The sequence below is a fragment of the Anabaena sp. FACHB-83 genome, from assembly GCF_014697485.1.
Taxonomy (GTDB): Bacteria; Cyanobacteriota; Cyanobacteriia; order Cyanobacteriales; family Nostocaceae; genus Nostoc_B.
On record NZ_JACJRY010000053.1, the window covers coordinates 1 to 18,724 of the forward strand.

At 39.7% G+C, this 18,724-nt stretch carries 29 protein-coding genes; 17 read left to right on the forward strand and 12 right to left on the reverse strand.

Features of this window, described 5'->3' with window-relative positions; all coding sequences use genetic code 11:
* Positions 1-411: 411 nt before the first annotated feature.
* On the forward strand, positions 412-1,497 hold the full coding sequence (locus tag H6G79_RS31285) for a site-specific integrase (RefSeq protein WP_190594413.1): 1,086 nt from the start codon (positions 412-414) through the stop codon (positions 1,495-1,497).
* Between the two features lie 154 nt (positions 1,498-1,651).
* Here H6G79_RS31285 and H6G79_RS31290 read toward each other — a convergent pair whose 3' ends face one another.
* On the reverse strand, positions 1,652-1,963 hold the full coding sequence (locus H6G79_RS31290; RefSeq protein WP_190594412.1) for a hypothetical protein: 312 nt from the start codon (positions 1,961-1,963) through the stop codon (positions 1,652-1,654).
* Positions 1,964-2,038: 75 nt separating this feature from the next.
* A complete protein-coding gene (locus H6G79_RS31295) occupies positions 2,039-2,224 on the reverse strand; it encodes a hypothetical protein (RefSeq protein ID WP_190594411.1) in 186 nt (61 codons plus the stop codon).
* 104 nt (positions 2,225-2,328) lie between these two features.
* On the opposite strand from H6G79_RS31295, the gene H6G79_RS31300 reads away from it, so the two are divergent.
* Positions 2,329-2,508: a hypothetical protein gene (locus H6G79_RS31300; RefSeq protein WP_190594410.1), complete on the forward strand. Its 180-nt coding sequence runs from the start codon at positions 2,329-2,331 to the stop codon at positions 2,506-2,508.
* Between the two features lie 199 nt (positions 2,509-2,707).
* Here the strand turns inward: H6G79_RS31300 and H6G79_RS31305 are convergent, their stop codons facing one another.
* The 5 genes from H6G79_RS31305 to H6G79_RS37535 form a co-directional block, all read right to left on the reverse strand.
* The gene (locus H6G79_RS31305) at positions 2,708-2,875 is read right to left on the reverse strand and encodes a hypothetical protein (protein WP_191049395.1); all 168 of its coding nucleotides are present in this window, start codon (positions 2,873-2,875) and stop codon (positions 2,708-2,710) included.
* On the reverse strand, positions 2,821-3,180 hold the full coding sequence (locus tag H6G79_RS31310; RefSeq protein ID WP_190594409.1) for a hypothetical protein: 360 nt from the start codon (positions 3,178-3,180) through the stop codon (positions 2,821-2,823). Before H6G79_RS31310 ends, H6G79_RS31305 begins: the two co-directional genes overlap by 55 nt.
* A complete protein-coding gene (locus H6G79_RS31315; protein WP_190594408.1) occupies positions 3,177-3,512 on the reverse strand; it encodes a DUF5674 family protein in 336 nt (111 codons plus the stop codon). Before H6G79_RS31315 ends, H6G79_RS31310 begins: the two co-directional genes overlap by 4 nt.
* Positions 3,513-3,605: 93 nt before the next feature.
* Complete coding sequence (locus H6G79_RS31320; protein WP_242048657.1) at positions 3,606-3,851, reverse strand: hypothetical protein; 246 nt, start codon at positions 3,849-3,851, stop codon at positions 3,606-3,608.
* An 86-nt stretch (positions 3,852-3,937) separates the two neighbouring features.
* Positions 3,938-4,072: a hypothetical protein gene (locus tag H6G79_RS37535; protein WP_277877379.1), complete on the reverse strand. Its 135-nt coding sequence runs from the start codon at positions 4,070-4,072 to the stop codon at positions 3,938-3,940.
* Between the two features lie 137 nt (positions 4,073-4,209).
* On the opposite strand from H6G79_RS37535, the gene H6G79_RS31325 reads away from it, so the two are divergent.
* On the forward strand, positions 4,210-4,470 hold the full coding sequence (locus H6G79_RS31325) for a hypothetical protein (protein WP_190594416.1): 261 nt from the start codon (positions 4,210-4,212) through the stop codon (positions 4,468-4,470).
* 108 nt (positions 4,471-4,578) lie between these two features.
* The gene (locus H6G79_RS31330; protein WP_190594407.1) at positions 4,579-4,788 is read left to right on the forward strand and encodes a hypothetical protein; all 210 of its coding nucleotides are present in this window, start codon (positions 4,579-4,581) and stop codon (positions 4,786-4,788) included.
* Between the two features lie 56 nt (positions 4,789-4,844).
* On the opposite strand, the gene H6G79_RS31335 is transcribed toward H6G79_RS31330, so the two are convergent.
* From H6G79_RS31335 to H6G79_RS31345, 3 genes are all read right to left on the reverse strand, one after another.
* Positions 4,845-5,210: a hypothetical protein gene (locus H6G79_RS31335; RefSeq protein ID WP_242048659.1), complete on the reverse strand. Its 366-nt coding sequence runs from the start codon at positions 5,208-5,210 to the stop codon at positions 4,845-4,847.
* Positions 5,211-5,787: 577 nt separating this feature from the next.
* Positions 5,788-6,126, reverse strand: a complete 339-nt coding sequence (locus tag H6G79_RS31340; protein WP_190594406.1) for a CopG family transcriptional regulator — start codon at positions 6,124-6,126, stop codon at positions 5,788-5,790.
* Positions 6,123-6,767 carry an AAA family ATPase gene (locus tag H6G79_RS31345; RefSeq protein WP_190594405.1) on the reverse strand — a complete coding sequence of 215 codons (645 nt, stop codon included), beginning with the start codon at positions 6,765-6,767 and terminating at the stop codon, positions 6,123-6,125. The genes H6G79_RS31340 and H6G79_RS31345 overlap by 4 nt, the downstream gene beginning before the upstream one ends.
* Before the next feature lie 83 nt (positions 6,768-6,850).
* On the opposite strand from H6G79_RS31345, the gene H6G79_RS31350 reads away from it, so the two are divergent.
* The 10 genes from H6G79_RS31350 (at position 6,851) to H6G79_RS31395 (ending at position 14,612) form a co-directional block, all read left to right on the forward strand.
* Positions 6,851-7,009, forward strand: coding sequence for a hypothetical protein (locus H6G79_RS31350; protein ID WP_190594404.1), 159 nt, complete (start codon positions 6,851-6,853; stop codon positions 7,007-7,009).
* A gap of 147 nt (positions 7,010-7,156) precedes the next feature.
* Complete coding sequence (locus H6G79_RS31355; protein WP_190594403.1) at positions 7,157-7,636, forward strand: J domain-containing protein; 480 nt, start codon at positions 7,157-7,159, stop codon at positions 7,634-7,636.
* Positions 7,626-7,841, forward strand: coding sequence for a hypothetical protein (locus H6G79_RS31360; protein ID WP_190594402.1), 216 nt, complete (start codon positions 7,626-7,628; stop codon positions 7,839-7,841). The genes H6G79_RS31355 and H6G79_RS31360 overlap by 11 nt, the downstream gene beginning before the upstream one ends.
* Positions 7,842-7,948: 107 nt before the next feature.
* On the forward strand, positions 7,949-8,548 hold the full coding sequence (locus tag H6G79_RS31365; RefSeq protein ID WP_190594401.1) for a hypothetical protein: 600 nt from the start codon (positions 7,949-7,951) through the stop codon (positions 8,546-8,548).
* A gap of 11 nt (positions 8,549-8,559) precedes the next feature.
* Complete coding sequence (locus H6G79_RS31370) at positions 8,560-9,519, forward strand: ATP-binding protein (RefSeq protein WP_190594400.1); 960 nt, start codon at positions 8,560-8,562, stop codon at positions 9,517-9,519.
* Complete coding sequence (locus H6G79_RS31375) at positions 9,519-10,562, forward strand: metal-dependent hydrolase (protein WP_190594399.1); 1,044 nt, start codon at positions 9,519-9,521, stop codon at positions 10,560-10,562. Before H6G79_RS31370 ends, H6G79_RS31375 begins: the two co-directional genes overlap by 1 nt.
* Positions 10,563-10,619: 57 nt before the next feature.
* Positions 10,620-11,702 (forward strand): ATP-binding protein, encoded by a 1,083-nt coding sequence (locus tag H6G79_RS31380; RefSeq protein ID WP_190594398.1) that lies wholly within the window; start codon positions 10,620-10,622, stop codon positions 11,700-11,702.
* A 99-nt stretch (positions 11,703-11,801) separates the two neighbouring features.
* A complete protein-coding gene (locus H6G79_RS31385; protein ID WP_190594397.1) occupies positions 11,802-12,452 on the forward strand; it encodes an HNH endonuclease in 651 nt (216 codons plus the stop codon).
* Positions 12,453-12,505: 53 nt separating this feature from the next.
* Entirely contained in the window at positions 12,506-13,735 is a 1,230-nt protein-coding gene (locus H6G79_RS31390; RefSeq protein ID WP_190594396.1) for a hypothetical protein, read from the forward strand.
* Positions 13,707-14,612 carry a TolC family protein gene (locus H6G79_RS31395; RefSeq protein WP_313934706.1) on the forward strand — a complete coding sequence of 302 codons (906 nt, stop codon included), beginning with the start codon at positions 13,707-13,709 and terminating at the stop codon, positions 14,610-14,612. Before H6G79_RS31390 ends, H6G79_RS31395 begins: the two co-directional genes overlap by 29 nt.
* Here H6G79_RS31395 and H6G79_RS31400 read toward each other — a convergent pair.
* Together H6G79_RS31400 and H6G79_RS31405 are read right to left on the reverse strand one after the other, a co-directional pair.
* Positions 14,609-15,256: a hypothetical protein gene (locus H6G79_RS31400; protein ID WP_190594394.1), complete on the reverse strand. Its 648-nt coding sequence runs from the start codon at positions 15,254-15,256 to the stop codon at positions 14,609-14,611. The genes H6G79_RS31395 and H6G79_RS31400 overlap by 4 nt on opposite strands.
* A gap of 71 nt (positions 15,257-15,327) precedes the next feature.
* Positions 15,328-15,972: a hypothetical protein gene (locus tag H6G79_RS31405; RefSeq protein ID WP_190594393.1), complete on the reverse strand. Its 645-nt coding sequence runs from the start codon at positions 15,970-15,972 to the stop codon at positions 15,328-15,330.
* A gap of 396 nt (positions 15,973-16,368) precedes the next feature.
* On the opposite strand from H6G79_RS31405, the gene H6G79_RS31410 reads away from it, so the two are divergent.
* The 3 genes from H6G79_RS31410 (at position 16,369) to H6G79_RS31420 (ending at position 18,705) form a co-directional block, all read left to right on the forward strand.
* The gene (locus tag H6G79_RS31410) at positions 16,369-16,950 is read left to right on the forward strand and encodes a thermonuclease family protein (protein WP_190594392.1); all 582 of its coding nucleotides are present in this window, start codon (positions 16,369-16,371) and stop codon (positions 16,948-16,950) included.
* 213 nt (positions 16,951-17,163) lie between these two features.
* Complete coding sequence (locus H6G79_RS31415; RefSeq protein ID WP_190594391.1) at positions 17,164-18,144, forward strand: hypothetical protein; 981 nt, start codon at positions 17,164-17,166, stop codon at positions 18,142-18,144.
* Positions 18,145-18,336: 192 nt separating this feature from the next.
* The gene (locus H6G79_RS31420; protein ID WP_190594390.1) at positions 18,337-18,705 is read left to right on the forward strand and encodes a hypothetical protein; all 369 of its coding nucleotides are present in this window, start codon (positions 18,337-18,339) and stop codon (positions 18,703-18,705) included.
* Positions 18,706-18,724 lie beyond the last annotated feature (19 nt).

Genomic DNA, 18,724 nt, shown 5'->3' on the forward strand with positions numbered 1-18,724 from the left:
TATCCATAACAAGGATGGAGTTATTGAGGAGCCGTGTGAAGCGAAAGCCTCATGCACGGTTTTGAAAAAGAGGTAGAAGTAGCAATGCTTTTATCGACTTTAACATGAGCGTACAAAGTAGGCGATCGCCTATTATTTCCTCTAAGAAACTGCCCTGACTCCTTCCCCATCACCTCGGTACTTAACGCCGGGGTTTTTTGCTGTGTAGAGCGATCGCCATTAATGAACTACATACATATTCAAAATCCAAATGCTACACCTATTTACAAAAAACGGGGCATTGCTTGACCACCAATACTGGAATAGGCAGTCCCCGCACATCCACTTAAGCCTTAGAATAAAATAATAGCTTCCTGAAACCGCACTTCTAGGAAGCTATATGTTGATGGTCGCGTAACTCTTATTTCCCCAATGGATGTTACTAATATTGAGGTTAGCTCTGTAGAAGTTCTGCCTGCCAAATCAGGAAACGTTGTCAAGCCCAACACTTCGCCACAAGTAACTCCCGAATTGGTAGAGGAAGTAATCAGGCAATATTATTACCGCACCCCTGCTGTGAGTAATGATGAGGAGTTAATTTTAGCTTGGGCAGGCAGTCAAAATCGGGAACAAACTAAGCGAAAATACTATCGTTTTGGTCAAAAATTCCTTGATTGGGTACGCAGTGAAGGCATACCCGATTTCAGATTGATTCAGCAGCCAAAGTTACTGGAATTTGTTGCTTCTTGGGGTGAGGTTTCCCCTTATACTAAATCAAACCAGATTTTGATGTTGCGCTCTCTGTGGAGTTATGGTTCGGCTGAGAATTGTGGCTATTTCTTGCGGAATATTGCCAGTACCATAAATTACGATAACTTTAGTGAATTACCGAAGGCAGAACGGTATCTAGAAGATTGGGAGATGGAGAAACTAGCTCAAGCGGCCAAACAGTTAGGGGGTAAGCACTGGCTAATTTTTTGTTTGCTGTTTTATAGCGGAATGCGGGTTGGCGAAGTAGGACGTGTAACTGTTCCGGGTGATGAACCAGGCCAACCCAAAGAAGATTATCCGGGGTTATATTGGCACAACTTTAAATGGCAATTTGACCCAGCGCCGGATGATAGACAGCGCGGGTATTACACAATTAAGTTTCGGGGAAAGGGTGGCCAGCACCACGAAATTGGCTTAGACCACGAGACTTCTTCGTTGCTCAAAAAGTACCGGGGGATGGCTAGTGACAAGATGCCAGTGTTCCCGAATGAGTCACCCGACCCAAAAAAACGCGGGTTGCCATTGAGCGACAGAGCAATTAAACGGTTGATTCAGGATATATCTGAGGTGGCCAAAGTAAAATTTTCTTGTCACTGGTTAAGGCATTCTCATGCAACGAGGGCAGTGGAAATTAAGCCACTGTTTGAGGTGCAAGACCAGCTAAGACACAAAAAAAGCGATACTACCAAGGGGTATGTTCGCTCTAAAAAGGATGCTGGTACGGGTACAGTGCTGCCCAGGTTTTGAGGGAAATGTTAACCAACTGACTAATAGTAGTGGGTTGTATTTAGATGATGATGATGAGTGATGTGGTGAGGGGCGATCGCTCAATTTACAGCTTTGGCAATGACCTACCGTCGGCGGTTGCGCCATCGCCCTTACAAAAATACTTCATTTAAGGCTAATTAGGTTCATCCCGCCCAATCCCCAATTCTGTTAATTTGGTTTTGACCGAAGCCCAGTCATCACCACAGTAGTAATATTGTTTGTCTCGAAGATTAGCAAGGTAATACCCAGATTTACCGCCATTGATGCGGAACAATTCAGTTACTATTTTATTTTTGGTTATTCCAAATAATCTTTCTCGGTCACTTTCAGGTAAAGATTTATCAGTGCGATTGAAGAAAACACTTCCATATTTGAAATACCATGTTGTACCAACTCTCTGAATAATTTGGAAGTGAAGAGGATGAATAATACTTGTCGTTGACATAAGCTATACTCCAAGTAGAAGAGATGATGAAGAAAGCCCCCAGGTGTCAGCTGAGGGCAGATGTCAATTTAAAAGCTATTCATCGTCAGAATCCGATTCTTCATCTTCCTCTTCTTCCAATGCTTCTAAGACATCTTCAGTATAAGCAACGTCTCGATTCCCTTCAGAGTCTGATTTAATCCAGACATCTGCATCCAAGTATTCAAACTCGACTTCAGGGTTATATTCTCCGTGTCCGTTGCCATCTTTGGATTGAGTCATTTGTTTCACCTCCTGATGAGGGTGTAGTTTTTTGTCCCTCATAGTGATAATTATATCATGATAAATATCATGATATAATTTGTTATTAATTAAAAATGTAAGCCATGCCCAGAAAAAAATTAGACCGAAAAAAAGACTATATACAAATTGTGATAGAACCAGATGATAAGGCTGCTTTTGACGCTTGGTGTCTGGCGAATGGCATCACCATGAGTGAAATTATTCGCCAAGAAATAGCCCCTTATATTGCCAAAGGTAAAAAGCTTTTGTCAGGACAAAGTTAATCTTTTCAATGAAAATATGATTGATGAAAAAATTGTTAGATATGAGGGCAGAAGTTCTAAGAGGAAGTTAAATTGAAATTTTGCTCATCGCTGTGTTTTTTTTCCTCTGAGAATAAGGTAGGAGCATAGTTTACCGCCGTAGGCAGACGCTTGTGGACTCGCTACCGCTACGCGATCGCCCTAATAAAGTCAAATTAAGTCAACCAGAAGGCAGGTAATTGATTAAAATCTGGTGCTGCCAGAGAAAAGTGCTGAGGGCGATCGCTCCTTTTTCCTCTAAGAAATTGCAGACATCCAGCGATCGCAGCCCAGCTACATAACTGCTGTAGATAATAACCCCGACATCTTCAACACTCGTTCTGACCAATTAGCCGCAGCCGCAGCCAAGGATGCAGTTTTGGTGGGATTATCGTAAATGTTTACCCAATTTTGCTGCCAGTCTTCTAGCAAGTTTTGGAGTTGGGTTAATTCAGTATGATTGCTCTGGTTTTTTTGTTGTAACAAATTCACGTATAGTAGGTTTTCAGAAAGTAACACTGGCACTAATTCACGGCTGGCATTCTTTTGACACCAGGATTTGAGACGTGCCAAAGAAGCTGCCAGTTCTCCTAACTGCTGTGGATGGGGTTGACCTAAAAAACTTACTTCAATTGCGCTCCAGTTCGGTATCATAATCCTCCTAGTAATCGCAGGGTAATCTGAGTAACTCGCTCTCTAATATCGGGGGATTCAATGATCATAGTACGATTGTTTTGGCTAGGGCGAATGTTAATAATCGATTCAAACACCATTTCTTGGGTGTAAGGACACCAATCTGCACCCCAAAGATTTTTTTGTTTACTACCATCTTTCAACAATTCTTGCTCACATTCATAGTGACGTTCTGCACCACCAGCCAAAATTTCGCGCTCGATATCCACTACTATTTTGATAAATACTCCCCAGGTTTTGAGCATTTCGTCAATCTGCTGTTTCGTAGCACGTTCACGTATCACTTGAATCAATGTACTAGCACCCTATCGATGAAATTTTTATAATGCAAAAACACATAAAAAGAAGTATTTTCAACTCTCCCTGACTATTCATTCTTTTGAGCATCACCCCTCAACATCACTCTTGTGTCCATCATCTTTAAAAATCTCTTCTAGTGTTAACGGTCTGTCAGCTAGAAAAGAAGCTAAATCTCTCAGCTTAAACAGAGTTTCAAACTGCCCACGCTCAAGTTGCCCTTTTTTGGCAGATGATAAGGTTCTTTTGTCCAAACCTGTCATCTCTTTGGCTTTTTGAATGGATAAATTTTTGTCTTCTGTCCAATAACGAGAAAGGTCAACGTACTTAGGCATTTCAGAACCACATCATTTCTGTCCTGAACTTAATTTACGCGCCAAGATACATTTTTGGTGCGTCAAGACATCAACACACCAACACTTTATAATTTCTTTCCCGTAATTGCTACTTTAACACATTGACACATCAACACGTCAACGTATATATATAGAGATACATAATAAAGGCGATCGCTCATCCACCAAGACACGCGATCGCCTTCAGTTGTAAACCCCATATTGGGAGATAAATATAATCATGTCACAATTACAAGCTTTAGCCTTAGACGAGCAAGCGAACGCTCAATTAGAGTTTGAACAATATGTGCAAAGGCAAGCCAGAGTAGTAGCGCCTAAAAAAAGTGCAAATTATTCTGTGCAGTCTGCGACTCAAAATTTTGTACCCAGTGCCGACACTCAAAATGCACCTGTCCCTAACCAAACTGATTTCCCATCTGTCCCAAATAGAGAACCTCTCAAACATCTGTTGATTGGTTCACGCAAAGCTGTAATTAGTACAATTCACTATTTAAAAGTGATTGGCTATGCAGATGTTGCAGACTGGAGCCAACCCTTACCAACAGGTAATCCAGATGAAGTAATGAGTATTCTCAGCCGTCAAATTTTGGTGCAATAACCTCTGCTGCCATATAAACGCCATTTTCACCCCCAACTTATTGGGGGTGATTTTTTATCTTGCCATTATATTACAAGAGCGATCGCCTTTATTATTACTGGAGACATTATGAAGAATTACAGCATTGAAGAATTAGACGCAATGACCGAATTAGTTACTAAAATTCGTGTCAATTTAATAGATGAGGGATGCTCATTTGATGAGGCTTGTAAAATAGCTAAAGCCATCCCAGTTAAGTTAGCAAGTGGAGAAATTACAAAAACTTCCCTAAAAGACTCATTGCCGAATTTACTTGAACAAGTAAGGGCAATGAGTTAATTCTTAGAGGACAAAGGGGCGATCGCTCTTTTGGGGGTGCGATCGCACCCCTTTGTTCACTTCAACCCAGACTGTTCTTTACTCTTAAGCTTCTCATTTTCAAAAACAGCAGTGATTTTAGAGCCATCGGCATTTTCCCAGAGAAAGGTTGCTATAGTTGCAGAACGGTTAACCTCAATACCTCGATACAAGATTGACCGCACTTCTGTTAAAGACATTCCCGGTTTTAACTGTTCATACTCTGCACGGCTAAAGCGATAGAGTTCAGGTTGAGCAGGTTGTTCATGCTGCTTGGCAGAATTAGCAGCTTGATGAAAACCGTAGTACAGGCCAGAACTCAATGCCGCTCCTACCGAAAACATCACACCCAGTAAGCGGATGCGAGGGGGAGGGTAGTTAGGTTTATTGTTTCGATTTATCATTGGAAAAGTTCGATAAAAAAGTTTACTTGGTGCTGGCTTGGTGGCCTTAGCTGCCAAACCAGTTTTAGTAACAGGTGTTATTAGTACCCTGTCTACTTTGTTTAATGTGGGGTTTGTGTGACTGCAAAGACTGGGCATTTTGGCACGGTGATGCCATTTTCTACCAAGTAATGTCACCACTCACCACACTCAGTAAGTCTGTCAACTGACAGCCGTAGCTGTTATTCCCAGAGTTCAAGAGTTATAGTTCCAATAAATTCTCAAAAACAGTACCTAACTCTTCTACATCCAAGTACGCATGAACAAAGGTGATCGCGGTTTGAGAGTGCGATCGCCAAAAACTTTTTTAGAATCTTTCTGAATAGGTCTATGTTTTACTGTATCCATAGTTAGAAAGCCGTTATTTTCGGTATGTAAAAACAAATCTCAATTTCTGAGTGGCATCAGAAATTGAGATACTACTTAATCTCTACTTTTGTTTTTTGCAAAATACGGATAATTGGATAAATAGATTAAAACCAGATTGCCCCATAAACCTTATTTACTTAAATACTGCATTACTGCATCAATTACTGCATTACTCTTCTACTTCCTTGAGTGCTTCATCTAGCAAAAACCGCACAATCTCAACCTTTTTTCTATTTGTCCTTGCTGCCAGCATAGACAGCTTGCGGTGCATAGATTCAGGCAAGTCAACAGTTAACCTGATGGTAGGTTCTTTAGAAGGTTGTTCAAGCTGAGACATAATACTAGGTTTAGTTGGTTGAGGCGTGGGTGCTACTGTTGGCAGGGGTGGTAATTCTGGCTCTTGTTGGTGTTGTTCTGTTGGTTCCTCTACTGCCTGTTCATCCTGACCATAAACAAATTCACGAGCCAGTGCATCATCTAGGGATTTTCGAGGTTTTTTAGTACTCATTTCAACATCCCCATAATTTCTTTAAACAACCGCTCATACTCCCGTGCTGACTCTGCGGCTGGGCGACCTGATAAATCCCAAATTGTGGCAGACTGACCAAAAGTATCTGCAATTACCTGCTTTTGGTGAATTACAGTTTTTAGTATAATTACTTCTTTAGATTTGCTTAATAATGTGACAGCTTCACCTAATAACTTTGTACCCTTCACAGCACGACTGATGAATATTGCGGCTTGGGGCGCACCACCGCGCACAGACTGAGCTTGTTTGATTAAGCGAACAGCATCACTCGCTGACTGTAAATCTAATCCTGTTGGTTGACAGGGAATTACAGCTAAATCACATCTAAATAATATTGCGCGGCTGGCCTCAGATAAACCAGCCGGGCCATCTATTATTAGATGATCACATTGGGTTGCTAAATCTGGAATTTGTTCTAAAAGGTCATCAGGTGATTGCAGTACAGTTGTAGAAATTTGGTTATCATCCATCGACTTCAACCAAATTGAACTGCTGCGTTGAGCATCAGCATCTAATAAATGAACCTTGTGACCCTTACGAGACAGCCAGTAAGCAAGATGTACGGAAGATGTAGACTTGCTGCATCCCCCCTTTTGATTAACTAGGGCAATTACTGACATACTGCATTACTGCATTAATTACTGCATCAAGTATATACTGTATAAAAGTCTTTCAGGGCGCTCGCTTTTTACACAACTTAACAATGTACCAAATCAAAAAAGACCTAGAAAAATTGGTTGAAATTCAGCAAAGAATTTTGACAGCTGAACCTGAAAACGAACAGGCCAGCCGTTGTTTAGAAATTGCTTATAGCGGTTCTCACTCTAGTGAGGTACAAGCAAGAATAATTAACCGCAGATGAACGCGGATGAACGCAGATGGAAACAGATAAGTTTGTACCTCAGTAGACTAGGAAACGCTATATAGTTCGATAACACGAACAATTGAAGCACTTGAAAATTTACAAGATGTATTGCTAGAAGCAGCACAGGGGCAGGAAGAATGACAAATGACATTTCAGCCTATCCCCTCACCTGGGCGACTATTTACCCCAGAACGCCAGGATGGTTTACCTTACGCAAGACCCAAAGAACCGGATGATCCAGGCGTTGCAGTTTACTTCAGCATCAAGGATAAAAACTACAGTTTGTGCTGCGATCGCTGGCTTAAAGTAAGACATAACCTTAGAGCAATTGGATTGCACATTGCAGCTATGCGTGGAATGGAAAGGTGGGGAGTGGGGAGTGTTGAACAAGCATTTGCAGGGTATCAGGCGCTACCGCCATCATTAGAAAAGAAGTGGTGGGATGTATTAGGTGTTGATGTAAGAGCTACAGATAATGAAGTGAGAGCAGCTTACATCAAACTTGTTCGACAGTATCACCCGGACAGTGGTACTTCACCCAATAATGACAAGATGACAGAAATTAATGCTGCCTATGAACAAGCTAAAAAAGCTGCTGAGAAGTGTGGCAATTATGACTATTAACCCTGAAGAATTTGAACAGTATTTAAAAGACCCTGGCGATCCAGAGTTGAAAGCACTATTTGAAGAGATTGAAATTTGCTCACAACAGTACGATAAAAAGTCAAATAAAGTTAAACAGCTTTGCCAGGAAATAGAGGATTTAGCATTGTCGATTGATTTGGAGTTTGCTAAATCGAAGTATGGAATTTTCGCAGATGATGAGTAGCTGATTTGTCTGGTAAAACTTCACAATACAACCCGTAATTTCACCAGACTGTAGGGCAGACTGTATGGGCGACAATAGAAGTAAACATAACCATACAGTTGCTTGATATGGCAGACAACCAACCCGATACCCTTCAGAATGAGACTGAAAATTTGAAAATTTCCATATTAGAATTACAAGAAAAATATGGGATTGGCAGAGATCCACTGTACGCTCGAATGCGTTACTTGAAGATAAAGACTTATAAGGTATCGGGTAAAGCTCATCTGGATGTTCAGCAAGTTCAGTATATGGATGGACTGCACGAACACATCCAGCAGACAGGCAGAATGGAAGGCTACCCAGTACCCGAAGCATCGGGGCCAAAGGATGAACAGCAACCAGATAATACAACTACTTTGGCAGTAGCAGAAACTCAGCAGATATCTGCTCCTCCTCAAACAGACTATACTCCCAAAGGACAGCGATCGCAGTCTACCCAACAAACAAACGACATCAACGCAATCGTACAATCAGCACAAAATAAAGCAACCGCCACATTAATTGCTGAGAATGTCATTGCAAGACACTACATTGAGAATCCAGACTTACTACCGGATGAACTAAAAGCCAAAATCAAGGAATCCGGGGAGATGCCAAGTATTGACCCTTTCGCATACGCAGACTCGTTGATCAATGCCGCAATGGATTCTATCAACGCAGCCTGAAATTTCTAGGAATGGTGGCCAGTGGAGTAGCGATCGCACTCAACGGACTAAACCCCTTATCTTTAGCAGCTTTGGGGATTAGTGCCGTGCTGTCATTTCCAAAATTTTCCTCTAAGAACGAAACAGAGCCAACTGAACCAGACATAACCACACCTGGAGAATTCAAAATCTACAGACAGGCAGAACTCAACCGTACTACAGCGTCATTACTAGCTAATGGTGCAATTCTCATTGCTGGTGAAGATGGTAGTGGTAAATCCGTACTAGCCAGTGCGGTTGTAGAGAAACTGCAAACCGATGGCTTCATGGTGGCCTTTATCGAACCGGCTACCCCTAAACAGATGTTGCTGGAAATTGCCCATCAGTTTGATATCCCCACTGAAGACCTTGAGGGAAAATCGTTGACAGCTGACAGGTTAAAGAGAGCGATCGCCGGATTCTTAGAGGAAAATACAGCATTCCTTATCATTGATGATGCTCACAGTTGCGATCCAAAATTCAGGATGTGGCTAAAACAACTACGGCGCAGTAACGTACCCATGCTACTCTTGGCCACCGATCCCCCGCGCACTGATATTTTTATCAACATTCCCCGCATTGAATTAAAACCACTGCCGGAGTACGCAATTAGAGAGATTATGGTGCAAGCGGCCGCGGAGAGGGAAATCAACCTTAAACCCTCAGAACTGGCGAAGCTGCAAGAACGCGCCGGGGGAAATCCGATGTTGGCAACACGGGCAGTGGATGAGGAGTATCTTGGCCTTGAAATTGAAGGAGCAGACCACCGCCGCTATTTTGACATCACACCTTTAATACTCCTGGCAGGTATCGCTTTCGTCATTATGAGATTTATAGGACTTGGGACAAGTGACCAAGCACTCTATATTTTTGGAGGTATCGCCGCGGCCATTTTCTTAGGACTATCACGGCTGCTGTACAACTTACCGCGTGAAGATAGGAGAATCCGCTAATGCTTGGCATCTCCCATCTATTAATTAGTGGTACAGCGACATCATTATTATTAGGGACTGCCAACCCTGCTGTTATTGCCGTAGGTGCGATCGCTGGTCTTCTCCCTGACATCGATGTCAGCACCTCCCCGGCTGGTCGAGTCTTGCCTTGGGTAAGCGCATTTTTTGAAAGCAGAATGCCACATCGTAGCTGCACACACAGTTTAGTTGCTAGTGGAGTTGTTGCAGCTGTCGGGTATGGTGTGGCCTTGTTTAACCCCAAGTTAATCAACCTCGTTCATGCTTTAAGCATTGGCTATTTCTTCGGCTGGTTTGCTGATGTTTTCACGCGGGGCGGCGTAGAAATGTTTTGGCCCAGCCCCGTGAGGTGTGTCTGCCCAGGTAACAGAAATCTTAGGTTGCGAACTGGTAGCAATGCTGAGTATTTTGTGTTGGTGTTGTTGATTGCGATCGCTCTATTTACCTTTAATATCAACAATTCCGGTGGACTGTTAACTCAATTCAACAGGTTAATTGCTGCACCATCGGGTGTGCAGAAAATCTACAACGAGTCTGGGTCAACTCACTTAATCAAAGCCAATATTAAAGGAGTAAGGACAAGCGATCGCTCTAAGGTTTCCGGGCAATATTTAATTATCCAAGCACAAGGTACAGGTTTTTTAGTGCAAGCCGACGACGGCAAAATTTACAAAGCTGGCACTGACCCTGACGCGCAAATTTTCTTAGAGGAAATCACCGCAGATGTGGGGAAAGCAGCGATTACAAACATTGAAGCTGTGGAACTGGAGGATGAACCCATTGGGCCAGTTTTAGAAAAATATAACCGCACTGGGGCGATTGTATTTGTCAGTGGTCAATTATCCTTTGACACTTTAGATGGTGTGGTTTTACCCCGCGACCCTTACCAATTTCCTTACATTCGAGCAACCGACAGCACAGTTACCTTAGAAGCTGCACCACTAAAAATTGTGCAAACTAGCCTGGGTGAAGAGTTTGGTATAGGGCAGTTACAAATCAAAGTTATCAATACCAACAGTCAATAGTTCATATTCTTACACCTCTGTACCCCTGTACCCTATTCCCTACTCCCCTTTTTAACCATGCCAAAACCATTACCACAGCAAACGCTCAAACCAAACCAGACAAAGAAAACTAGTGCAGAATCAGCAACAGACGGGATTCTGCTAGGTGATAAAGTCTACTGGAATCCTGCCAAGCTTCGCAATGGCCATGTTGTCATTCTCGGAACTTCTGGAAGCGGTAAGACTCAAACCCTAAAAGCACTTGCTCACGAATTGCCGTTATTATTTCCTGATATTAAAATAGTCATTTCCGACTTTCATGGAGATTTAGAATTACCTGGAGAAGTTTGTTACTCACTTGATGCTGAATCACCGCATGGGCTAAATCCTTTAGTGCTTGATTTAGATCCAAAAGGTGGTGGCCCAGATTTGCAAGCGATCGCTGTCTCATCTATCCTGAGAAAATCTCTAAAGATGGGAGACAATCAAGAGGGTTTAGTCTTAAATACCTTGATAAGTTGTTATCAAAATAGAGGCATTTTTCAAAACAATCAATCAACTTGGAAGCTAGAACCTCCTACTTTTGCTGACTTAGAAAGTGAACTGCAAAGCCGTGTTGAAGATGGTTGTAAGGATTCGCAAAAATTATTATTAAAACTAGCTGCTACTTTTAAATACGGAATTTTTAGCAAGCCCCAACCATCAATAAGTTTCCCCATTGTCAGATTTGACTTGTCTGCATTATCTAAAGTGCCTGGACTAAGTGCGATCGCAGCAGAAACACTTTTAAAGCAACTTTTTGACAGTCATAAATTGATGGGCGAAATTGATGGTAGAGTTCCACGCTGTTATGCTCTGTTAGATGAAGTTAAAGAAATTAAATCATCTCTTACACTTGAAAAAATCACCAGCGAAGCGCGAAAATTCGGATTAGGAATAATCGTTGCTAGTCAGATGGATTCAGATATTTCTAATACTGTTCTCGCTAATTCATCAACTAAGATGGTTTTAGGAGTGGATCAGGTAGAAGTTGTTAAGGTTGCACGTAGATTTAGATTCGCAGTTAACTTAATCGCTAACCTACAACCTTTAGAGGCTTTAATTAGGATGGATAATGACGGATTTCATACTAAAATAAAGCCTTTTTATCAACGTATTTAATATTAATTAATCATAAAAATAAAGTATAATATTAATAATATGTTTCGGCGGTGCTGGTAACACCCCGAAACTTGGTCAACCTAGTCTGAGTAGGTCAACATGAACAATGATATAACATTTAACCCAGATAAGTTTTATTTGGGCAGACTTTGTTCTAAGCATCATGAATGGCAAGGTACAGGAAAAAGTTTAAGATATAAACCAAGTCCTAATCGCAGATGTGGGGCTTGTGTAGAATGTCACAGGGAAGAATCTAGAAATAGAGGTGATTATTACAAAAAACACTATCAACGAAATAAGCAAAGAGTAATTCAAAATGTCAAACAGTGGCGTAATAAGAATAAAGAAAAAGTAAAAGAAATTCAAGATAGATATCGTAGGTCAGAAAAAGGCAGGCGTTGTTTAATTAAAGCTTCTAATCAAAGACGTGCTAAAAAGTTGATGAATCACAGGTTTAACTATTCCTGTGAGCAACTTAGTCAAGTTAAGGAATCATTTTTTAATCAATGCGCTTATTGTGGTTCAAATAAGCAAATTCAAATAGACCATTTTATTGCAGTGAATAATGGAGGTTCAGATTGTATTGGCAATTTTGTAGCAGCTTGCCGCAAATGCAATAGAGATAAATCAGACTCTGATCCAAAAGAATGGTACACAAAACAGCCATTTTATTCTATCAAGCGTTGGAGGATGATTCTTAAAATTCTCGGTAAGACAGAATCAACATACAACCAAATTCCACTGCTATAAATAAATGTTAAAGGCTGGGAATACTATATTAGTTCCCAGTTTTATAAATAAGCATGAACGCATTTAGTAGAAATAACCTGATTACTTATTGCTGTATTGGGATAATTGGACTATTAGCTTTAGTCAAGTATTATCCTCAAAATCAGGCTGCAAATGCTACTAAATCAGAACCTAAAATAGAAACTTCGTCTAATACAACAGATGATGAGCTACAGGGTGATGATTCTGCCATCTCAGTTTTACAACAAAATCGTCCTCTAAGAATGACTATAAATGTGGAAAGCCCATCATTTTTAAAGGTGAGAGTAGGTCAGGAAATTAAAACCGGAGACATCATATCTGACAACACGACAGAACGCGATCGCCTATCAAAACAGAAAAAATCTGTTCAGTTACAAATTGAAAATCTAAAATCTAAAATCATTCCTGAACCTTTTAAACCTACAAAACCACTAGGATTAAAGCAATTACCGCCGCCAATTTTCTCAGAGGAAAGTGCTGCGATCGCTCAATCTAAACTGCGATTAAATCAAGCTATTGCTTTATTAGAAGCACGTACACCACTACTGCAAAGTGACAACCCAGAGAGACGAGCAGAAACCGAAAAGGCTGAGGCTGGATTACAGATTGCATCTGCGAAGGTTGAGGAGCAAGAGCAATTAATTCAGTCGATGAAAGATTTGAAATTACAAAGTGAAATTTTAGAACATGAAGAGGCTAAATTAAAACAACTTCGCTCTGAGATGGACGGGGCTAATTCTTTACTTGACCAAGCAAGAGCTAAACTTAACGCTTCAGCTATACTTCAACAACAAGAATTACAACAATTACAGATAAATGTAAGGTTAGCGCAGTCTGATTTGGAAGTGGCAGAATCTCGGTTAGTAGCAGCCCAAAACCGTCGTCAGCTTACTGAGTATGATGCAAACTTAAATGAAGCGCGACAACAGCAGCAAGAAAACCAAACTCAACAAGAATATTCCCGCCAACAACAACAATACGCGCAGTCTATCCGTGACCGTGATTACCAGTTAGCACAACTGAATATTTCACTGACCACAATAGAAGATAAACTCGCACAAATCCCGATGATTCGCAGCCCTCGCAATGGCTACATTAGGCGGATTAAACCTTGGGTTGGGCGGAACGGGAAATATGAAACTACTATTACTATTACTTCTAATATTTCCTCTAAGAATGGAGGGAGCGATCGCAGTTCCACCACCTCAACCAAAGCCAATACCAGCAATACCCGTGAAAACCCCGCCAACCCTGACAGATAATAATGGCGAGGTTGAGGAAACATCGCCAGAAGAGGCACAGCAAGCTGATCAAGATGCAGATAGTGAACTGCCCAAACCTGAACCCAACCCATTTAAAAAACCTTCGATTGATTCCATTATTGAGAAGGAATATAACGAGGATTTATGGCGTTTACTAAAAGGTGGTTTGCCATGTTTAGAGACTTCTGCAATCTGCTTACAACAGCTACAAGAGAAGGCGATCGCACAGTCTCCACTGCTTAAGGAAATCGATACTAGAATCGCTGAAGCTAATGAACGAATTAATGAGGCTAAGGCCAGAAATCAACGCTCTATTAAATTATCAATTCTTACTCCGGCGCTGCAATTCTTACTTAGTCCCCAAACTACAGTTACAACTCAACCAGGACAGCAGCCAGTCAGAACAGGAATTATTGAAAATGTTGCTGGCATTCTTAGAGGAGATACCAGCCTTATAAATGGCTTATTAAATGTAATCGGTGTGCCATTATTTCAAGGTGTACAGGGTGGGAACTCAGAAGCGCAATCAAGAGCGATCGCAATATCAGATATTCAAGTCAAAATTGCTGAATTGCAACGCGGTAGAGCGCAATTAGCACAAGAAACTAGAGAAAAAGTTGCAGAATCACTTATTGCCTTTGATGAGGCTCGAACTGAATATCAAGTTGCCCAAATTGTCGCTTCAAGAGCAGGTGATCAGTTTAAGGTATTCGAGATTCGCTACCGTAGAGGTAACAGCGATACTGATACTTATTTATTAAGACAAAATGCTTTAGATAATACAAAAGCCCAGACTTATAAAGCTTGGGCTAAAATGCGACGTAATTTATTTCAGTTAAAGCTTTTGGTTTTATCAGTTAAAGATGCAGAAATTTAGTTATAATTATAAGGTATATATTTAATACCCCTTACGCATAAGTAAGGACGCTGCTCATTCAATGCAGAAATACTTTGATAAAGAGTACCATTTACCATAAATTTAGTATCTTTATTTAACTTACCCGTGGCACTTATTCTATAGAAACCACAAGAATTTAATGTTAACTTTCTACTATTAGCTGATTCATATTCAATTGAAAAATCATACTTTCCAGGTGCAGGCATTTGATAATACTGCATCCCAGTATTCCAATCTTGAGCGCCTTTGATTCCATTATCAAATTCATACCAATTACCCTGAATCTGACCATTCAAGCAAGGTTTAGTAAAAAGAATTGGCAAAGATTGTTGATACAAGGAAGATAAAGGGTTAATATCACCATACCTATAAATAAAGAAATAATCTCCCCAGGCAATACCATATTTATTTATCGCAATCTTTTTATCAGCTTTAATTAGATTGCAATTATTGGCATCTGTCACATAACTTACTCTTTCGCCTCTAACAATTTTAAAATCTATAACCTCACTTGATTCTGGGATTATGTAAACATTAAAACCAGAATCTCTGAATATTTCATAGGCAAATACCTTTTGATTTATCAAAATTAAAAATATAAAAGCTGTAATTATTTTTTTCATTTTATTTGCCAATAAAATAAATAGCGATCGCCATTCTTAGAGGAAAATAGAGCGATCGCACATAAATTCAATTACCAAGAAGCAGGAACATAACCGTATGGTGTGCCTTGTACAGTTCTGCAATATGGCGGGGTTTGTGCATCAGGTAATGAAGCTAAGGTATAGTCAGTTGTACCTACAGAAAAAGAACTTGGTATTGGGCCAGATGTTGAAGTAGGCCGTAAAACTCCAAAACCACAAGCATTAATAGTGACGCTCCTAGTTGAACTGGCTGGTAAAGTAACTGTTACAGCAGCACCAGGAGTTTTACCAACAACAATAACTTGTCCTGTTGGAGTTTTGAAGTTACTACTACGAGTTTCACTAAATGACCCATTTACACAGCTTGGTAAAGTTTGAGTAGAAAGAGCAGAAGCGTCTATTGCTGTTCCGTCAACTTTTAACCCTTCAAAAGAACCGCTAGAAGGTACAGAAATTCTTACTTCACCACATGAACCAGCTAATCTAGCAGTTGCTCTATCTGAACTACCAAGACTTACTTGAACTCGGCTACCAGGAGAGGCACTAAAAACAACCACTTGGTTGCCATTATCCATAGCCTTGTATACACTTGCGCCATTATATTGAATCGCCGCAGCCGGAGCTACTGAAGAAGCGATCGCACTAAATATAGTAGTGGCAATTAATCCTAAATTAACTATTTGATTTTTGTTCATAGATTACCAATGTCAAGTTAATTTTCTCCTTTCTTTAACCTATATTTGTCTCTAATCATCTGTTTTAAATCAGTATGCTTACCGAAAAATATGAATTTTATTTAATAGATTTTAATTGGCAAGTATCTAGAATTTTTGCTGATTTTTTAACTATTTATATAAAGATTAAATAAAATTCTTGAGAGAAATACTTGTATTTTAATTATATTATTTGTATGGCATACAGCTATTAATAAATAGTATTTTAATTCAACAATCTGGTAGACAGTTAGATAGCAATATAATTGTCTGCCAGATTAATAAAAACTGTAGTTTTTAAAAGTTCGTACTTCAGCAAAGTTAGAAAACTCCAGCTTGATGGGCAACCTAATAGAAGTATCACAGCCCTTATAATTAATGCCCAACCTGAAAAACTCAGCTTTATTAATCGTTTCTGTCACTGCCATTGCTGCTGTCGCACTTTCCCCCAAAACTAAATCATTGGTGGAAGCTGCTGCGGACTCTACATCACCTTCTATGTCTGAACAGTGGACAGTTGCGAGTGTTGCAGACGGGGACACCATTACCGTAAAGCGTGGGAATGAAACTAAAAAAATTCGGTTCTGTGGCATCGATGCCCCAGAGAAGGCGCAAGCTATGGGGAAGGAATCAAAAGAGAAACTGCGATCGCTCGTTGCCTTGGCGAAAAATCAAGTAATTATCATTCCTGTGGAGACTGATCGCTATGGACGCACCGTCGCAGAGGTGATGGCCTCAGTTAGTGGGGATTGGGGAATTGAAATGTCATTCCAAGAGGAAATGCTTAAGTCTGGAATGGCTAGAATCTATCCGGCTTTTGTTGATAAATGTCCTAACAAGGAAGCTTTCAAGCAGGCTGAGAAAATAGGAAAGTCTAAACGCTTAGGAGTTTGGGGGGATTTGTCAAGTATTCCCCCTTGGGAATTTAGAAAGCAACAACGTCAGAATAAGGGTAACTGACCGTTAATAATAGAGTGACCCAGGAAATCTATTATTTTTCGCTACCGTTTTTTGAGTAAAAAGGTTAACTTTGTATTAAGTAAGTCCAATCACAAATCAATAGTGACTTATATTACATAGCTTTTTTTAAAAAACTAGTATGATAATGTAAATATAAATACTAGTATGCAAGTTATTTATAAGTATTTTTTACACCATTTAGTGGTTATATAGATGTTTTTTTTGAGGATAAAATCAAGAAATTCATTATTATTTATAGTACTTTGCTCATTTTGTATATCATTATTAATTGCATTAATTCATACTACATTAGCAAGAAATCCTGTTCTTACCATAATAGGGTTAACTTCCTTCTTTTCAGGCATATTTTTACATTTTAGGAATCAATATTTAGCAAAAAACAAATATAGGCTAGAACCCATCAAAAAAGTAGAAGTAATAGCAAATAGTCAAAAGGTAGTTGAAAAGACTACTGAAACAACGGTCAAGACGGCAATTCATAGTACTGTCAATACAAATACTAGTTCTCATATTGATACAGGAGGTGGTAACTATAATAAAGAAATTAGAGGAAATTATACACAGGGAAATAGTTATGAGGGTAATGTAGTAACAAAGAATATCACTATTGAAGGTCAAAGAGTAGAGATTAGTTCGGATTATTCTCAAACATTAGGCGATTTAAAAGATATTCTAAATGAAATGATATTTCAAAGCTCAAACGTAGTCGATACAATATCTAAATTCGCTGAAGATTTAATTGAAGAATTACGCAAACAACCCGAATTAAAAACTAATTTAAATGCACCAGAAAATTTTAGTAATCAAGAATTAGTAAATAAAATTATTATAGATTTATTGACGAAAAGCTATGATCAAATTAGTCAAATTACTAGAATTAATCGTACTAACCAAATTCAGACTTTAAGTAACTCTCGTAATTTAGAATATGTAGAATACTATATTGAGAATGAAAGCGACAGAGATACTAGAGAGTATAACGGATATATAATTCATTTAGCTAAAGACCATGATAATATGTGGAATTTTAAAATTCAAAAGGAAGATTTGAGCTTTTTAGATTTAAGCAGTCAGAAGCGTACAAGAAGTAAAGATAATGCCATCGGAAAAGCAAAAAATATCATTGATAAAGACAGAATGAGTAATTGGAAAAGCATAAATTCTTCTGAGTAAGTCAAGATTATTACTAAGTAATTAGTTACCCCAAAAAAACAGAGTACAGACTGGAAGTAATTTCACTTTTTGCTACAAGGTTGAGTAAAACTTAATTTCAGTAACGAATAATGAGCATCGTATAGTATTGCGGAACAATTACCCTGATTTTCATTACAATATATAGAATTAAGCATTTTTGGAGATAAATCAATGGCAGGAGATCGCACCATCAACACTGGCGGCGGCAACTACAATGAACGCATTGAGGGTAACTATGTCCAAGGCAACTACTACGCTGACGGACAACCACAAAGCCTTGCCGAAGCTGCCGCCGAGATTCAAAAACTCCTCGAACAGCTAGAAAAGTCGTATCCAAGCAATACTACAGTAGGCAAGATGGCGATCGCTACAGAAACCATCAACCAAATCGATAATGACCCAACCTTAGCTGCAAGAATACTGAGCGCCCTAAAAGCAGGCGGTATCTCTGCATTTGAGCAATTCCTTAACCACCCTGCTGCTAGTTTTGTGATTGGTGCGTTGGAAGACTGGCAACAAAGTAAAGGAACTGAAGTATAGTTTTGGGCTTCTGTTGCTG

What these genes read in the sequence shown, in the direction of transcription:
- H6G79_RS31285 (WP_190594413.1), top strand. Translation starts at nt 412, where the DNA reads ATGGATGTTACTAATATTGAGGTTAGCTCTGTAGAAGTTCTGCCTGCC.
- H6G79_RS31290 (WP_190594412.1), bottom strand. Translation starts at nt 1,963, where the DNA reads ATGTCAACGACAAGTATTATTCATCCTCTTCACTTCCAAATTATTCAG.
- H6G79_RS31295 (WP_190594411.1), bottom strand. Translation starts at nt 2,224, where the DNA reads ATGACTCAATCCAAAGATGGCAACGGACACGGAGAATATAACCCTGAA.
- H6G79_RS31300 (WP_190594410.1), top strand. Translation starts at nt 2,329, where the DNA reads ATGCCCAGAAAAAAATTAGACCGAAAAAAAGACTATATACAAATTGTG.
- H6G79_RS31310 (WP_190594409.1), bottom strand. Translation starts at nt 3,180, where the DNA reads ATGATACCGAACTGGAGCGCAATTGAAGTAAGTTTTTTAGGTCAACCC.
- H6G79_RS31320 (WP_242048657.1), bottom strand. Translation starts at nt 3,851, where the DNA reads ATGCCTAAGTACGTTGACCTTTCTCGTTATTGGACAGAAGACAAAAAT.
- H6G79_RS37535 (WP_277877379.1), bottom strand. Translation starts at nt 4,072, where the DNA reads ATGGGGTTTACAACTGAAGGCGATCGCGTGTCTTGGTGGATGAGCGAT.
- H6G79_RS31330 (WP_190594407.1), top strand. Translation starts at nt 4,579, where the DNA reads ATGAAGAATTACAGCATTGAAGAATTAGACGCAATGACCGAATTAGTT.
- H6G79_RS31335 (WP_242048659.1), bottom strand. Translation starts at nt 5,210, where the DNA reads ATGATAAATCGAAACAATAAACCTAACTACCCTCCCCCTCGCATCCGC.
- H6G79_RS31340 (WP_190594406.1), bottom strand. Translation starts at nt 6,126, where the DNA reads ATGAGTACTAAAAAACCTCGAAAATCCCTAGATGATGCACTGGCTCGT.
- H6G79_RS31345 (WP_190594405.1), bottom strand. Translation starts at nt 6,767, where the DNA reads ATGTCAGTAATTGCCCTAGTTAATCAAAAGGGGGGATGCAGCAAGTCT.
- H6G79_RS31350 (WP_190594404.1), top strand. Translation starts at nt 6,851, where the DNA reads ATGTACCAAATCAAAAAAGACCTAGAAAAATTGGTTGAAATTCAGCAA.
- H6G79_RS31355 (WP_190594403.1), top strand. Translation starts at nt 7,157, where the DNA reads ATGACATTTCAGCCTATCCCCTCACCTGGGCGACTATTTACCCCAGAA.
- H6G79_RS31360 (WP_190594402.1), top strand. Translation starts at nt 7,626, where the DNA reads ATGACTATTAACCCTGAAGAATTTGAACAGTATTTAAAAGACCCTGGC.
- H6G79_RS31365 (WP_190594401.1), top strand. Translation starts at nt 7,949, where the DNA reads ATGGCAGACAACCAACCCGATACCCTTCAGAATGAGACTGAAAATTTG.
- H6G79_RS31370 (WP_190594400.1), top strand. Translation starts at nt 8,560, where the DNA reads ATGGTGGCCAGTGGAGTAGCGATCGCACTCAACGGACTAAACCCCTTA.
- H6G79_RS31375 (WP_190594399.1), top strand. Translation starts at nt 9,519, where the DNA reads ATGCTTGGCATCTCCCATCTATTAATTAGTGGTACAGCGACATCATTA.
- H6G79_RS31380 (WP_190594398.1), top strand. Translation starts at nt 10,620, where the DNA reads ATGCCAAAACCATTACCACAGCAAACGCTCAAACCAAACCAGACAAAG.
- H6G79_RS31385 (WP_190594397.1), top strand. Translation starts at nt 11,802, where the DNA reads ATGAACAATGATATAACATTTAACCCAGATAAGTTTTATTTGGGCAGA.
- H6G79_RS31390 (WP_190594396.1), top strand. Translation starts at nt 12,506, where the DNA reads ATGAACGCATTTAGTAGAAATAACCTGATTACTTATTGCTGTATTGGG.
- H6G79_RS31400 (WP_190594394.1), bottom strand. Translation starts at nt 15,256, where the DNA reads ATGAAAAAAATAATTACAGCTTTTATATTTTTAATTTTGATAAATCAA.
- H6G79_RS31405 (WP_190594393.1), bottom strand. Translation starts at nt 15,972, where the DNA reads ATGAACAAAAATCAAATAGTTAATTTAGGATTAATTGCCACTACTATA.
- H6G79_RS31410 (WP_190594392.1), top strand. Translation starts at nt 16,369, where the DNA reads ATGCCCAACCTGAAAAACTCAGCTTTATTAATCGTTTCTGTCACTGCC.
- H6G79_RS31415 (WP_190594391.1), top strand. Translation starts at nt 17,164, where the DNA reads ATGTTTTTTTTGAGGATAAAATCAAGAAATTCATTATTATTTATAGTA.
- H6G79_RS31420 (WP_190594390.1), top strand. Translation starts at nt 18,337, where the DNA reads ATGGCAGGAGATCGCACCATCAACACTGGCGGCGGCAACTACAATGAA.